General features: G+C 70.4%; 17 protein-coding genes. 9 read left to right on the top strand and 8 right to left on the bottom strand.

The window, feature by feature from the left end; genetic code table 11:
- Window positions 1-103: 103 nt before the first annotated feature.
- The 3 genes from AAFN86_RS13150 to AAFN86_RS13140 are packed head-to-tail and all read right to left on the bottom strand — an operon-like array spanning window position 104 to window position 3,247.
- Entirely contained in the window at window positions 104-1,609 is a 1,506-nt protein-coding gene (locus AAFN86_RS13150; protein ID WP_347543796.1) for a tripartite tricarboxylate transporter permease, read from the bottom strand.
- An 18-nt stretch (window positions 1,610-1,627) separates the two neighbouring features.
- The gene (locus AAFN86_RS13145; RefSeq protein WP_347543795.1) at window positions 1,628-2,224 is read right to left on the bottom strand and encodes a hypothetical protein; all 597 of its coding nucleotides are present in this window, start codon (window positions 2,222-2,224) and stop codon (window positions 1,628-1,630) included.
- Window positions 2,225-2,269: 45 nt separating this feature from the next.
- Window positions 2,270-3,247 carry a tripartite tricarboxylate transporter substrate binding protein gene (locus AAFN86_RS13140; RefSeq protein WP_347543794.1) on the bottom strand — a complete coding sequence of 326 codons (978 nt, stop codon included), beginning with the start codon at window positions 3,245-3,247 and terminating at the stop codon, window positions 2,270-2,272.
- A 128-nt stretch (window positions 3,248-3,375) separates the two neighbouring features.
- Between AAFN86_RS13140 and AAFN86_RS13135 the strand changes: the two genes are divergently transcribed.
- From AAFN86_RS13135 to AAFN86_RS13120, 4 genes are all read left to right on the top strand, one after another.
- Window positions 3,376-4,551, top strand: coding sequence for a M20 family metallopeptidase (locus tag AAFN86_RS13135; RefSeq protein ID WP_347543793.1), 1,176 nt, complete (start codon window positions 3,376-3,378; stop codon window positions 4,549-4,551).
- 107 nt (window positions 4,552-4,658) lie between these two features.
- Complete coding sequence (locus tag AAFN86_RS13130) at window positions 4,659-5,447, top strand: creatininase family protein (RefSeq protein WP_347543792.1); 789 nt, start codon at window positions 4,659-4,661, stop codon at window positions 5,445-5,447.
- Window positions 5,448-5,799: 352 nt separating this feature from the next.
- Window positions 5,800-6,795 (top strand): 2-dehydropantoate 2-reductase, encoded by a 996-nt coding sequence (locus AAFN86_RS13125; protein WP_347543791.1) that lies wholly within the window; start codon window positions 5,800-5,802, stop codon window positions 6,793-6,795.
- A gap of 388 nt (window positions 6,796-7,183) precedes the next feature.
- Complete coding sequence (locus AAFN86_RS13120; protein WP_347543790.1) at window positions 7,184-7,327, top strand: hypothetical protein; 144 nt, start codon at window positions 7,184-7,186, stop codon at window positions 7,325-7,327.
- A 10-nt stretch (window positions 7,328-7,337) separates the two neighbouring features.
- Here AAFN86_RS13120 and AAFN86_RS13115 read toward each other — a convergent pair whose 3' ends face one another.
- The 3 genes from AAFN86_RS13115 to AAFN86_RS13105 are packed head-to-tail and all read right to left on the bottom strand — an operon-like array spanning window position 7,338 to window position 10,380.
- Window positions 7,338-8,093, bottom strand: coding sequence for a metallophosphoesterase family protein (locus AAFN86_RS13115; RefSeq protein ID WP_347543789.1), 756 nt, complete (start codon window positions 8,091-8,093; stop codon window positions 7,338-7,340).
- 52 nt (window positions 8,094-8,145) lie between these two features.
- Window positions 8,146-9,405 carry a hypothetical protein gene (locus tag AAFN86_RS13110; protein WP_347543788.1) on the bottom strand — a complete coding sequence of 420 codons (1,260 nt, stop codon included), beginning with the start codon at window positions 9,403-9,405 and terminating at the stop codon, window positions 8,146-8,148.
- 51 nt (window positions 9,406-9,456) lie between these two features.
- Window positions 9,457-10,380 carry a hypothetical protein gene (locus AAFN86_RS13105; protein WP_347544009.1) on the bottom strand — a complete coding sequence of 308 codons (924 nt, stop codon included), beginning with the start codon at window positions 10,378-10,380 and terminating at the stop codon, window positions 9,457-9,459.
- 250 nt (window positions 10,381-10,630) lie between these two features.
- On the opposite strand from AAFN86_RS13105, the gene AAFN86_RS13100 reads away from it, so the two are divergent.
- Entirely contained in the window at window positions 10,631-11,221 is a 591-nt protein-coding gene (locus AAFN86_RS13100; RefSeq protein WP_347543787.1) for a cytochrome b, read from the top strand.
- 29 nt (window positions 11,222-11,250) lie between these two features.
- On the top strand, window positions 11,251-11,565 hold the full coding sequence (locus AAFN86_RS13095; RefSeq protein ID WP_347543786.1) for a hypothetical protein: 315 nt from the start codon (window positions 11,251-11,253) through the stop codon (window positions 11,563-11,565).
- Between the two features lie 12 nt (window positions 11,566-11,577).
- Here AAFN86_RS13095 and AAFN86_RS13090 read toward each other — a convergent pair whose 3' ends face one another.
- Entirely contained in the window at window positions 11,578-12,453 is an 876-nt protein-coding gene (locus AAFN86_RS13090) for a hypothetical protein (protein WP_347543785.1), read from the bottom strand.
- Between the two features lie 30 nt (window positions 12,454-12,483).
- Window positions 12,484-12,699, bottom strand: coding sequence for a hypothetical protein (locus tag AAFN86_RS13085; RefSeq protein WP_347543784.1), 216 nt, complete (start codon window positions 12,697-12,699; stop codon window positions 12,484-12,486).
- Between the two features lie 80 nt (window positions 12,700-12,779).
- Here AAFN86_RS13085 and AAFN86_RS13080 point away from each other — a divergent pair, with 80 nt between their 5' ends.
- From AAFN86_RS13080 to AAFN86_RS13070, 3 genes are all read left to right on the top strand, one after another.
- Window positions 12,780-12,935, top strand: a complete 156-nt coding sequence (locus AAFN86_RS13080; protein WP_347543783.1) for a hypothetical protein — start codon at window positions 12,780-12,782, stop codon at window positions 12,933-12,935.
- A gap of 9 nt (window positions 12,936-12,944) precedes the next feature.
- Window positions 12,945-13,277, top strand: a complete 333-nt coding sequence (locus tag AAFN86_RS13075) for a DUF1491 family protein (protein ID WP_347543782.1) — start codon at window positions 12,945-12,947, stop codon at window positions 13,275-13,277.
- Window positions 13,278-13,423: 146 nt separating this feature from the next.
- Complete coding sequence (locus AAFN86_RS13070) at window positions 13,424-13,717, top strand: GYD domain-containing protein (protein WP_347543781.1); 294 nt, start codon at window positions 13,424-13,426, stop codon at window positions 13,715-13,717.
- Window positions 13,718-13,851: the final 134 nt, after the last annotated feature.

Genomic DNA, 13,851 nt, shown 5'->3' with positions numbered 1-13,851 from the left:
GCGGGCCGCGCGGCATCCGAGGGCACCAAAAACACGAAAGGCGGGTCCCCTGGTGGAACCCGCCTTCCAATCACCCGACCACCTTTCGGCGGTCAGGGAAACCTCAGCCGCCTTCCGCCAGGGCCGAGTCCTTGCCCTTGCGAATGTTGGGCAGCAGCATCGCCGCGAGCGCGACCGCCGCGATGGCGAGCATCGAAGCGCTGATCGGCCGCTCGATGAACACCATCGGGTCACCACGCGACAGCAGCATGGCGCGGCGCAGGTGTTCTTCCATCATCGGCCCGAGCACGAAGCCGATCAGCATCGGCGCGCCTTCCAGCCGCAGCTTCGAGCAGAGGTAGCCGAAGATGCCGAAGAACACCGTCTGGTACACGTCGAACACGTTGTTCTGCAGCGAATACACGCCGATCGCGCAGAAGATCATGATGGACGGGTACATGTAGCGGTACGGCACCGCGAGCAGCTTCACCCACATGCCGACCATCGGCAGGTTGATGACCAGCAGCATCAGGTTGCCGACCCACATGGACGCGATCAGGCCCCAGAACAGGTCCGGCTGGGCTTCCACCATGCGGGGCCCGGGCTGGATGCCCTGGATGATCAGCGCGCCCACCATCAGCGCCATCACGGCGTTGGCCGGGATGCCGAGCGTCAGCAGCGGGATGAAGGAGGTCTGCGACGCGGCGTTGTTGGCCGATTCCGGACCGGCCACGCCTTCGATCGCACCGGTGCCGAATTCGTGGCGGTACTTCGAGAGCTTGCGCTCCATCATGTAGGACCCGAAGGAGGCGAGCGCGGCGCCGCCACCCGGCAGGATGCCCAGGATCGAGCCCAGCGCGGTGCCACGCAGCACCGACGGGATGGACCGCTTCACTTCGGCGCGCGTCATCATCAGGCTGCCGACCTTGCCCGACATGACCGAACGCGATTCCGGCCGCTCGAGGTTGAGGATGATCTCGGCGATGCCGAACATGCCCATGGCGATCGAGACGAAGCCGACGCCGTCCGACAGTTCCGGGATGCCGAAGGTGAAGCGCTGCTGGCCCGTCTGCACGTCCGTGCCGACCATGCCGAGCGAGACGCCGAACACCACCATGCCGATCGACTTGATGACCGAGCCCTGCGCCAGCACGGCCGAGATGATCAGGCCCAGGAACATAAGCGAGAAGTAATCCGCCGGACCGAATGACAGCGCCACCTGGGTCAGCGCCGGGCCCGACGCCGCGACCAGCAGGGTGGAGACGGTGCCCGCGAAGAAGGACCCGAGGGCCGCGATGGTCAGCGCCGCGCCGGCCCGCCCGTTGCGGGCCATCTTGTAGCCTTCGAGCGTGGTGACGACCGAACTGACCTCACCTGGCAAATTCAATAGGATGGCCGTGGTCGAACCGCCGTACTGCGCGCCGTAGTAGATGCCGGCGAGCATGATGATGGCGGTGGTGGCCGGCTGGCCGAAGGTGATCGGCAGCAGCAGCGAGATGGTCGCCACCGGGCCGATGCCCGGCAGCACGCCGATCGCCGTGCCGATGATGCAGCCGATCAGGCAGAACAGCAGGTTGTTCAGCGTGAGCGCGACCGCGAAGCCGTGCCCAAGATTGGTAATGAGATCCATTGGTTCGTTCCCCCCGTCTCAGAACTGCGGCCAGACGGGCACGCGGATGTCGAGTTCCCAGATGAACACCGCCCAGCACAGCACGCAGAGGAAAACCACCAGGCCGGCGACCCCCTTGGGCGTATGCGTCTCATCGGCCAGCGCCGACAGGATGACCGAGGCGGCGATCGCGATCATCAGGCCGAGCGGTTCGAGTAGCAGGCCGAACAGGGCGAAGGCCGCGCTGATCAGGAACAAGGGGCGCCAGGACGGGATGATGCTCGGCACCATGCAGCCGACGAACATGCCGATCCCGAGCGGGTTCCAGCTCGACGACGGCCAGCCCGGGATCTGCGCGGCGACCAGCCCCGCCACGGTGCCGATCACGACGCCGCCGATCAGGGTCCCGACTTCGGCACCCGTCCATTTTTCGAGCGGGTCCGGGCCGTTGAAGAACGCCGCGATCAGCACCAAGATCCCCAGGCCCAACTGGATGGCGAAGGCCAGCCAGGGCATGTAGCCCGGGCCCATGCGCCGCGCGCTGCCCATCGTGTGGTCCATGTTGAGCCAGAGGCCGATGGCCGCCAGCCCTATCAGCAGACCCGCAGAAATCAGGTCCTTTGTGTTTAGCTTCATCCGCTTTCGCCCACCCACTAGATGATGAAGTTGATCGTTGACCGGCTAATCGGCCGTCGCGCCGGAAGCCTGCACGAGTGGCGCCCACAGGGCCACCTCCCGTCGCACGAAATCCGTGTAACCTTCCGCCGTCAGATCCCCGGGCGTGCCGCCGAGCTCGGCGAAGCGCGACCGAATCTCCGGACTGGACAGGAAGGCGCGCGTCTCACTGTTCAGGCGGTCGACGATGCCTGCCGGCGTGCCGGCGGGAAAGGACAGCCCGAACCAGGAATCGCTCGCCAGGTCGAAACCCTGCTCGCGGAAGGTCGGAACATCGGGGAATGACGGGTGCCGCTCGGCCGAGGCCATGCCGACCGCCACCACCGAACCCTGGCGGATATGCGACGCGGCCGAAGGCAGGCTGTCGGACATCATCGCGACCTGGCCGGCGATCACCGCCTGCATCGCGGGCCCCGCGCCACGGAAAGGAATGTGGTTCAGTTCCTTGTCGACCAGCTGGCCCATCCGCACCACCATCAGGTGGTTCGACGACCCCGCGCCGGAGGTCGCGACATCAAGCCCGCTCGGCGAGCGCGCCTTCGCGACGGCATCGCCCAGGGTGCGGATGCCCGAGCGCGGATTGGCCACCCACACGGTCGGATTGGTCACCACCAGCGCAGCATGCGCGAAGTCGGTCACCGGGTCGTAGCGGACGCGACCGCGATAGACCGCCGGGCTGATCGCATGGCTGGCGATGTTCGACATCACCAGCGTGTACCCGTCGGGGGCCGAGCGCGCGACGAATTCGCTGCCCAGCGTCGCCCCGGCGCCGGGGCGGTTGTCGATGATGACCGAGACGCCCAACCGGTCCTGCAGACCCGCCGCGACCAGGCGCGCGACAAGGTCAGTCGTCCCGCCGGGCGCGAAGGGCACCACGATGCGGATCGACTGCGACGGCCATGACTGCGCAACGGCGCTGCGTCCGGCGATCGGTGCTGTGACGATCGAAGCCAGCAATGCGCGCCGGCTTGGCGCCCAGGACATTGAACCTCCCCACTTCTTCCCGGTTCGCCCTATGGCATGCGCCTTGCGGCCCCGCAAGCGCCAGCCTTGTCTGCGCGCCGCGCTCACCTATGCTCGAAGTAATCTGACGTTTCATCGGAATTCCCGCCATGCTCACCAACGACCCGCAGCGCGCAATCCGCGAGGCCGCCGATGCTGCGGCGCCGCATCTGATCGCGATGCGCCGCGACATCCATCGGATGCCGGAACTCGCCTTCCAGGAAACCCGCACCGCGGGCATTGTCGCGGCCGAACTCGCGCGGATGGGCATCCCGCATCGCACCGGCGTGGGCGTGACCGGCGTGGTCGGCGAGATCAAGGGCGGCAGGCCCGGCCCGACGCTCGCGATCCGCGCCGACATGGACGCGCTGCCGATCCATGAGGAGACGGGCCTCGACTTCGCCTCCTCGATCGACGGCCAGATGCACGCCTGCGGGCACGACATTCACACCGTCACGCTGCTTGGCGTCGCCGCGCTGCTTAAGGATCTCGCGCCACAGCTGGCCGGCACGGTGCGGCTGATCTTCCAGCCGGCGGAGGAAGTGCTGGAAGGCGCCGCCGCGATGATCGCCGAAGGTGCGGCGGACGGCGTCGACCTCGCGCTCGGCTTCCACAACCATCCCGACATGCCCGTGGGCAGCTTCGGCTTCGTGCGCGGCCCCTGCCTGGCGGCGTCGGACCGCTTCGACCTGGTGGTGCGGGGCAAGTCGGGCCATGCCGCGCACCCCTACGCCGCCGTCGATCCCATCGTCGCTGCGGCCCATTTCATCACCCAGGCGCAGACCGTCGTCAGCCGGGAGATCAAGCCGCTGCATCCGGCGGTCGTGACGGTGGGCATGGTCCAAGGTGGCGCCACCTACAACATCATCCCCGAGCGGGTGGCGCTGAAGGGCACGGTGCGCACCCTGCATGCCGCCGCGCGCGACACCGCCGAAGCCGCGCTGCGCCGCCTCGCCGACGGGCTGGAGACAACGATGCGCGTGCGCTGCACCATGACCTATGCGCGCATGGTCCCCGCCCTGCTCAATGACGACCGCGTGCTGGAACCCGTGCTGGCGGCCGTCACGCGCCAGATGGGCGTGGCGCCCGAGGAAGGCGAGCCGTCAATGGGCTCGGAGGATTTCGCCGCCTTCGCCGCCCGTGCGCCGGCCTTCCACCTGCGCATCGGTGCCGGTGCCCCCGGCCGCGACGACCGCCTGCACAATGCGATGTACCAGCCCGACGAACGCTGCATCGCCCTCGGCGTCCAGGCGCTTTCCCCCGCGGCCCTGGACATGCTCTCCTAGGAGGCATGCTCTCGTAGGATGGGCGGGCCGGTCCCGTTCGCGCACCCTGCCGACAGACAGAAAAAGGAGGGGGCAGGGGGGAGTGCTCTCCCCCGCCCTTATGTCGAATGACCCATCGCATCGCTGAACTCGCGGCCCCCGAGGTCGCCTCCCGCCTGGCCGCGGGCGCTGTCGCCCTGCTCCCTATGGGCAGCCTCGAAACCCACGGCCCCGCCCTGCCGATGGGCGACTACATCATCGCCGAGGAGATCGCCGCGCGCATCGCGTCGGCGGCGACCGCCATCGGTGCCGACGCGCTGGTCGCCCCCGCGATCCCCTTCGGCGGCGAGGACTACTTCACCGGTGTGGCGGGCGGCATCACGCTGTCCGTGGCGACGCTGACCGCGGTGATCGAGGAGATGGCCGAGGCCTTCATCCGCACCGGCACGCGCCGGATCATGATCGTCAACGGCCATGCCGGCACGATCGGCCCGGCGGAAGCCGCCGCCCGTGCCCTGCGCCGCCGCCACGGCGTCATTATCCCGGCGCTGCATCTGTGGCGGGAGGGGGCGAAGATCCACACCGCGCTCGGCGGCACCGCCGAGACCTTCGGCCATGGCGGCGACCCGGTCGCCTCGGTGGCCTACGCCCTGCGTCCGGAACTGTGCCTGCCGCAGGCGATGCGCCAGCGCGAGCCGGTGGGACCCTATCTTGGCCTGCCGCCGACGAATTTCGGCGTGGTGCGCACCCATGGCCTCGATTTCTCGGTGCCGATGTGGGTCGAGGAGGTCGCACCCGGCGGGCTGATCGCACCCGATGCCAGCGGTGCCGATGCGGCGCATGGCGCGGCGATCGTCGAGCGGCTGGTCGCCGGCGGGGCGGCGATGTGCGCGCTGCTGCGGGACCAGGTGAGCTGAGGGTCGCGCGGGCCGGACCAGAGGGGCCTTGCCCCTCTCGTGCTCACTCCACCAAAGGGCAGTGGCCCTTTGGAAACCATCACCTGGCGCCGGGCATGACGGTCAGGAACGGTGCCCCGGATCATTGTTATGCCGGGCGCGATCCAGGTCGCCGGAGCGGCCGCCGTCCGCCCGGCATCAAGTTGAGGTTTCCAAAGGCCTTAAGCCTTTGGTGGGGGAGGTCCGGAGGGGGCAAAGCCCTCTCCGGTCCCATCGCCCGACCGAACCATGCCGGCGCCCAAGGGGCAGGTCTTTCACGCGCCCCGGCGCAGGATTTGCAAAACCGCCTGCACGACCGCATCAAGGATTCTCCATGACCCGCATTTGCGTTTTCGGCGCCGGCGCCATCGGCAGCCACCTCGCCACCCGTGCCGCGCTTGGCGGGGCGGAGGTCTGCGTCATCGCCCGCGGCCCCCACCTCGCCGCGATGAAGGAACACGGCATCACCCTGCATGCCGCCGACGGCGTGAAGACGGTGAAGGTGCAGGCCGCCGCCACCGCCGCCGAGATCGGCCCGGTCGATGCCGTGCTGATCACCACCAAGGTCCCCGCCCTGCCGGTCGCGGCCGAGGCGATCGGCCCGCTGCTCGGCGCCGACACCCCGGTCGCCTTCGTCACCAACGGCATCCCCTGGTGGTATTTCCTGCGCCATGGCGGCGCTCAGGAAGGCCGCCGGCTGCCGCTGCTCGACCCGGGCGGGGTGATCGAACGCCTGGTCGGCATCGAGCGCACGCTCGGTGGCGTCGTCTATTCCGCCAGCGAGGTCATCGCCCCCGGCGTGGTGAAATCCGAACATGCCGACATCAAGCTGTTCCTCGGCGAACCCGATGGCAGCCTGTCGGACCGTGCGAAGATGATCGCCGGCTTCATCGATGCCGGCGGCATGCCCTGCCCGGTGGTGAACGACATCCGGCATCGGGTGTGGGGCAAGCTGATGGGCAACATCACGTCCGGCCCGCTGTGCATCCTGTCGCGCTCGCACATGAAGGCGACGCTCGCCGACGGGGCGGTGTTCGATGCCGGCGTGCGCATCGCCGACGAAGGGGCGGCCCTGGCGCGTGCCTATGGTTTCGATCTCGCCACCTCGGGCGAATCACGGATGCGGAGGTCGGCCGACATCACGCACAAGCCGTCCATCCTGCAGGACCTTGAACTCGGCCGGGCGATGGAAATCGACGCGCTGCTGACGGTGCCGCTGCTGATGGCGCAGGAAGCGGGCGTGGCGATGCCGACTTTCGAACTCGTCGCAAGGCTGGCGACGCAGGCGGCGACGGCGTCGGGGCTCTACACGCCGGCTGGGGGGATGTAGGGCGAGGCAGGCGGCCCCTCCCGGTCCCTTCGCACCAAAGGCCATTGGGCCTCCCGCCGGCCCCAGTGGCGCGAAGCGGACCGGCATGACGAACCGCATGGGTCCATCCCCCCTTGGCGGCGAGGATTCCCGACAGCGCCCAAGGCAATTCCGGCACCGATCCCCACATTCCGGGCTGCGCGTGCAAATTGCCCAGAATCCCGCGGTCCAGGGACCCCGGCGGTCCCTGGCGGGGTGGCTTGGAGGGGCGGCGCCCCTCCAACTTTCGCGCCATGAGCCGCCACCGTTCGCGGATTGGCCGCGCATGGGTCAACGCCCATCATCGCGATGCAACCTTCCGCCATGTCCCGCGTTGGCTCGTCACCACACCACGAAAGGTTGAGCCACGATGAGCAGCAATGCCCTTTATTTCATGGTCGGTGCCCTGCTGGTCGGGCTGATCGGCGCCGGGGTCTGGATGTATCAGGACAGCCACCGCCCGGGTGTCGAGATCTCGGTCGGCCGCAACGGGGTGTCGATCGAAGGGCGCTGACGGCGGCTGCTCACGCGCTTTCGGGCAGCAGGCCGGTGCGGATCACATGCGGCCAGGCGGCGTTGAAGCCGACATCCTCGGCCCGCTTCGCCGCCGCTTCCCAGTCGTAGGCGATCGCCAGCATCTCCACCTGGACCGCATCGCCATCCAGGTGCAGCACGGCATAGCGCGCATGCGGCGTGCCGGCTTCCTGCCGATGCGCCGGCTCGCGGCTGATGCGGAAGCCCGGCAGGCCGAGGCTGCCCGGATTGACCACCAGCGGCCCGCCCGGGACCTGCACGAGCCCGCTGCGATGACTGTGGCCGCACAGCACGACGCGCGCGGCCATGCCCGCCTCGCCCAGCCGCTCGCGCAGCACCGCCATGGGGGCAGGGCGCAGGCGTTCGGCGACGACTTCCTCGATCAGGTTCTGCACATCCGACCCGGGCGACCCATGCACCGCGAGCACGCCCGGCTCGGGTTCCAGCGCGGTCGGCAAGCCCAGCAGCCAGCCACGCTGGTCCGATGACAATTCATCGTAGGCGAGACGATCCTGCTTACCCATCGTCGCGGGGTCGTGCTCGCTGATCCAGCGGTCATGGTTGCCGCGGATGCAGGGGATGCCGGTCGCGGCGAGCATCTCCACCGTCTCGCGCGGCCAGCCCGCGCCCGAGGCGATGTCGCCCAGGCAGATGATCTCCCGCAGGCCCCGCGCGGCCGCATCCTCCAGCATCGCGTCGAGGGCCGCGGCATTGCCGTGGATATCCGTGATCACTGCCAGTCGCATGCGCGCGCCCTCTCGGTCCGGCGCGCAGTCTTCGCCTTTCCACGCCGCCGCGTCACCCCCGCCGCAGCGCTGCCCCGCCCGCATCGCGCGCCGCGCGGTCGCGCATGGCGACGAAGACCGAACGCTGCGCATGGCTGCCGCCGAGGTCGTGCAGCCGCGGCAGCACCGCATCGAAGCCGCATCGCGCATCCGTCGCCGCGCCGGCCATCGCCGCCGCCACGGCACGCGCCGCACCGAGCCCGACCTCGGCATGAAGCCGCGCCTGGCTGTCGGTTTCGCGTTCCGCATGGGCGGCGATGGCGGCGATCATGCGCGACGCCGCTTCATCCCGCCCGGCACCGCCCAGGGCCAGAACGTAGTGTAGGTCGGCGAAGGCCCAGGCCTGCTCGCCGATGCGGCGTTCGGCGATGTCGGCCAGTGCTTCCCAGCGCCGCGCGCCGACCGGCATGCCGGCCGCCTGCAGTCGCCACAGCAGATGCGCGGCATTCATCAGGTCGCGAACATCCTCGCTCGGCGCCGCCCAGACCTGGCGGTCATACAGCGCCAGCGCTTCCTCATTCTGCCCCAGGGCGAGATGGAACAGCGCCCGGTGCCAATGCACGTGGCGGACGAAATTGCTGCCGCCGGCGAGGTTCGGTTCCAGCCAGCGCAGCCAGGCGATGCCTTCGCGCATGCGCCCCTGCGCGCCGATGGCATGGGCCACCGCATGGGCGCCCCACAAATCACCCGGTTCCATCGCGACGGCGCGGCGCCCGACCACCTCGGCGCGGGCGGCATCGCCGGTCTCCTCCAACGCGAAGGCATGGCAGCCGAGCAGGTACGCGTAGCCCTGCATGGTCGCGTCCCAGCGCGGCAGCGCGCCTTCGATGGCGTGGCGCATCTCGGCCGCCTGGCCGAGCATGAAGCGGATGCCGTGCGACAGCCGCAGCGCCAGGATGTCGTGCGGGTCCTCCTGCACCATGGCCTCCAGCCCGGCAGCCGCCCGGTCCATGTCGCCGCCCTCCGTCCAGCAGGCCAGCGCCTGGGTCAGCGCCCGCTCGCGCGGCGTGGCGCCGCGCGCGGCGATCGCGTCCCGCGCCCGTGCCAGGCTGGCCATCGCTTCGGCGATCAGCGGCCGGCGCGCTGCCAGCATCTGCGCGAAACCGGCCAGCGCATGCCCGGCGACGAGCAGCGGGTCCGCCGCCAGTGCCGCGCCGAGCCGTGCGCCTGCCTCCGCCTTCTGCCCCAGCAGCGCCATGACCGCGGCATCGAAGTCCTGCGCGGCGGCGGCGCTCTCGGTGGTGATGGCCAGGCTGCGGGGGTCGTGCTGCATGGGGTGCTCCTTGCGCCTCTGACCCCGCTTTCGCCGCGTGGTGCGGCGCGGTTACGGGCGCGGCAGCGCGGTCTGGCCGAGCACCCAGCCTTCCCAGGCGTGGATCGCCGGATCATCCGGGATGAAATCCGGCCGCGCCCCATCCAGCACGCCGATCAGGCCGAGCAGCCCGATCACCGAATCGAAGCGGTCCTCGCCGGCGGCATCGGCGCCGAAGCCTGCCGCGACCATGCCGTGGAGGGCGACATCAGGGGTCACCCGCCGCGCCGCCATCGCCGCCAGGACCGGTTTCGCCAGCGCCGCGCGATCCGCCTGCACCCGCTTCGACCCGCGCATCACCAGGCCGCAATGCCGCAGCGCCTCGGCCGGATAGACCTCCGCCAGCACGGCCCGCCCGGGCGCGAGCAGCCCATGCAGCCCGCCCGCGAAAGGCCAGATCGCATAAGGCGCGCCGGCGGCCAGCCCCGGCGCCAGCCAGTCCCGCCAGGCCGCGATCGCCGCCTTGCCCGACTGGTTGGCGCCGAGCGTCCAGAACACCGGCGCACCTGCCGGCCGCTCGGTGGTCGCCCGGTCGCACCAGCGCGACAACCCCCGCGCATCGTCCAACCCCAGCGCCTGCGCATGCGCCGCCCGCGTCATCCCCTTCACCCCTCGCGCCGGATAGAAGGGCCGGCCGCGCGAAACCTCCGCCAATGTTGCCGCCACGCTGAAGAAGCCGGCATCACCCGCCCGCCCGCGCAGGAAATCGACGAAGCCGCCCTCGGCCCGCCCCTGCGCGAAACCCCGCGGCACGCCAAGCGGCAGGTCGAGCCCCATGGCCACCGGCACCCCTTCGGCCAGCAGCCCGCCCACCCGTGCCGCCGGGTCGCCGACCGGCACCGGCGCTGACGCCACCCAGCCACGCGGCCCGCGCCGGGCGATGCTGACCCAGCGCTTGCGCGGGTCGATGCTCCAATCCGCATGCGCCGCGATCATTTCCACGCGCCATCCGCTCCGATCATTCCGCGCGCCTTCCGGTGCCGGCTGTTTCCCACGCGCCTTCCGGTGCCGGCTGTTTCCCACGCGCCTTCCGGTGCCGGCTGTTTCCCACGCGCCTTCCGGCGTCATCTTTCCCACGTGCCTTTCGGCGTCACCTTTCCCACGTGCCTTTCGGCGCCAACTTTCCCACGCGCCTTTCGGCGCGATGTTGCGATACGCTGACGTGACGACCACACGGAGAGCGACCATGGACGCGACCCCAGTCATCGCCCTGCCGGGCCAGGACGCCGCTCATCCGGATGGGCAATACGGCTCCGTCGCCAAATGGTTCCATTGGATCACGGTCGGCCTCATCGCCATCGCCCTGCCCACCGGCTTCGTCATCAAGTTCATCACCGAGGCATCCGACAGCGTCTACAAGATGGGCTTCTACGCCATCCACGAGAGCGCCGGGCTCACCATCCTGTTCGCCGCCATCGCCCGCATCCTGTGGAAACTGACGCACAAGGCGCCGCCGCACCCAGCCGACCTGCCGCCCATCCTGCGCACCGCCGCCACGGCGACGCATCACGGGCTCTATGCGCTGCTGATCCTCCAGCCGCTGCTCGGCTTCTTCGCCACCAATGCCTGGGGCTTCCCGCTGCGCGACCAGACCGCCTATCTCGGCTTCATCCACCTGCCGAAATTCATGGAAACCTCCGAAGGCCTGGCGAACATCCTGCAATGGGGCCACACCATCGGCGGCTACCTGTTCGTGGTGCTGCTGGCCGCGCATATCGGCGGGGCGATCTTCCACCACGCAATCCGCCGCGACGGCACGCTAATGCGGATGCTGTAGTCAGCCCCACGCCGCACCATATCGGGGGCATGGCAGCGACCCGAAGCGACCCCCCGCGCGAGGACGACCTGCGGCACGCGGTCGTCGAATGCCCGATCTGCGGCGAGCCCACCATGCCCAACCTTCTCGCCGATGGCAGCCGCGTCTGCTCCTGCCCGGCGGAACGCGCGCTGGTGCTGCCCGGCGACACCAGCCCGCCCCTGCCGCCACCGGTGGACGACACCAGTTTCGTGGCCACCAAGCACGACGCCTCGGCCGCCCTGCCGATTTTCACGGGCCAGTTTGGCCGAGACATCCAGACCGATGCGTTCAAGCCGCTGAACGATCCGCCGGGCACGGAATAGCCAACTCGCCCTTCACGGATCATCGGCGTCGGCCGTCACCACGCGCAGGCGCATCAGCAGCCCCGGCCCGGCCTCGACCTCCGCACGCAATCCGCGGGCCGAAACCTCCACCACCGGCGCCTCGCCCGGCCCGGCCGCCAGCGCTGTCAGCACCGGCCCGACCGGCAGCCCGAACAGGTCGAGCACCGCACCGGCCGCCGCGGCGGCCCGCCACCATGCCTCCCCGTCGCCAGGCCCGGTCGGCCAGGCCAGCACCACCGCGACCCGCCGACCACCCGCCACCCGCTGCACCGTCAACACCGGCACGGCGGAAGCCGGCACCGCCGTCGGGCATTGGAAGGGCGGCACCTCGATCGCCCCGCGCCACAATTCCGGCTCGGCGCAGCCCAGCGCCCGGGCCACCAGCGGCGCCAGCGCGGCGATGAAACCGGGCAGCACCGCGACATCAAGGGCGAGCGCCTCGGCCTCCGCCACGCCGGCCAGGCGCGGGCCGGGGCAGGGGCGCAGCTCCACCCGGTCGTTCATCGGCTCGGCCAGGCCGGGTGCCGCGAGTTTCGCCGGCACGCGGTCGCCGACCGCATCCAGCGCCACATCGCGCGGATCGATGCCCTGCCGCGCCATGACCCCGGCGATTGCCTGGGCACGGGCCAGCGCCAGCGCCTCCGCTCCCGGTCCGCGGTCGGCATGGCCGCGCAGGCACTGCCCGCGAAAGCCGGGCGGGCGCGGTGGGCGGAGAAAGCCGAGCAGCGCATTGCGCGCATCGACGGTGACTTCGGCGCTGCCGGGGGCGAACAGGATCACCGCGCCATCGGGCACGAACAACTGGCCCCGCGCCGGCATCGCCAGCACGGTCATGCCCAGCAGTATGGCCGGCAGGATCCTCCGCATGGCGCCACGCTACACCGCGCGGCGCCGCGGTCAGAGCGGCTTCTGCGCCTTTTCCAGCAGGCGACCGAAGAAGCCGGGCTTCTTCGCGGCCGCCGCGGCCTTGGCCGGTGCCGCGGCTTCCTCGCGGGCTTCCGCCGCCGCGCGCTTGTCCTTGTCGGCCAGCCACCTGTCGAGGCTCATGCCCGCCTTCGCTGCGCGCTTCGCCTCATAGGCGCGCTGCGCCTCCGTCATCTTCCGATCGCTCATGCCGGGAACCTTTGCCGAGGCGCCGTGAATGGCCCGGCGCGCGCCTTCCGGCAAGGGGCCGCGCGTGCGAGTCTGGCATCATGGATATTCCGGACACCCCCTTCCGTGCCGACACCGCGGCCTTCGGCCCGGGGCGCACCGCCCCGGCCGGGCGCACGCATGCGCAACCACGCGCGACCGACCGCTGCCCCATCCGCGCGAAAGCCGGGCGGGCGGATGCCGGCGCCGGCGTCTGAGGTCAGGACATGGAACCGAAGGTCAAAGCCGGCATCTGGGTCTCGATGGCGATCCGCCTGTCGGACATGGCCGGCCGCCCGGCCGCCGTGCTGCGCAAGGGAGACCCCGATTCCGGCGGCATCCTGTGCCTGCTGCGCGGGCGGGACGGCTTCGTGGTGCTGTCCCAGGCGCGCGACGCCGAAGGCCGCCCGTCCTGGGTCCGCGGTACCGGCGCGGCGCCGGTCGAGGAAGCGCTCGCCAACGCCTATGTCGATCGGCAGGTGAAGCGCGACCCCGATCTTTGGGTGCTGGAATTCGAGGCGCCGGACCTGATGCCGCCGTTCGAGGCGCGGATGATCTGATCGCCCGCCGCGGCGACACCGGCGGTCATCCCGCGGGCCGGCCCGCCGGCGCGATTTCGGCGGCAGGGCATCGCCGCGCATGCTACCGTTCCGACCGGCAACCTTCTTCCACCCCCTCGACCCGTGGCCGGAAAGGAGCACCGCCGATGACCACCTACATCATGCTGGGCGATTGGACCGACCAGGGCATCCGCGCCATCGCGGACAGCCCGAAGCGGCTCGATGCCGCGCGGAAGATGCTGGCCGAGATGGGCGGCAGCTTCGGCGCCTTCTACATGACCATGGGCGACCACGACATGGTCGCGGTCTACGAGGCACCGGACGACGCCATCGCGGCCCGTTTCTCGCTGATGCTGGCACGCAGCGGCGCGGTCCGCACGCGGACCCTGAAGGCGTTCCCGGAAGCGGCCTACCGCCAGGTGATGGCGTCGCTCGGATAGAGCGTGATTCGTACCAACGGCCCGAGTCAAAGCCTCGGGCCGTTGGTATCAAACCTTCGGTGCATTCGCACCCATGGTCATCACACTCCATTGGCCCGGGCAGTTCGACCTGGCGCCGCAGTCGCGCGAAGGGT

The sequence above is a fragment of the Roseomonas sp. CAU 1739 genome, from assembly GCF_039839775.1.
Lineage (GTDB): Bacteria > Pseudomonadota > Alphaproteobacteria > Acetobacterales > Acetobacteraceae > Neoroseomonas.
Note: the sequence above shows the minus strand (reverse complement) of the source record. Positions and strands in the feature narration are given on the sequence as shown.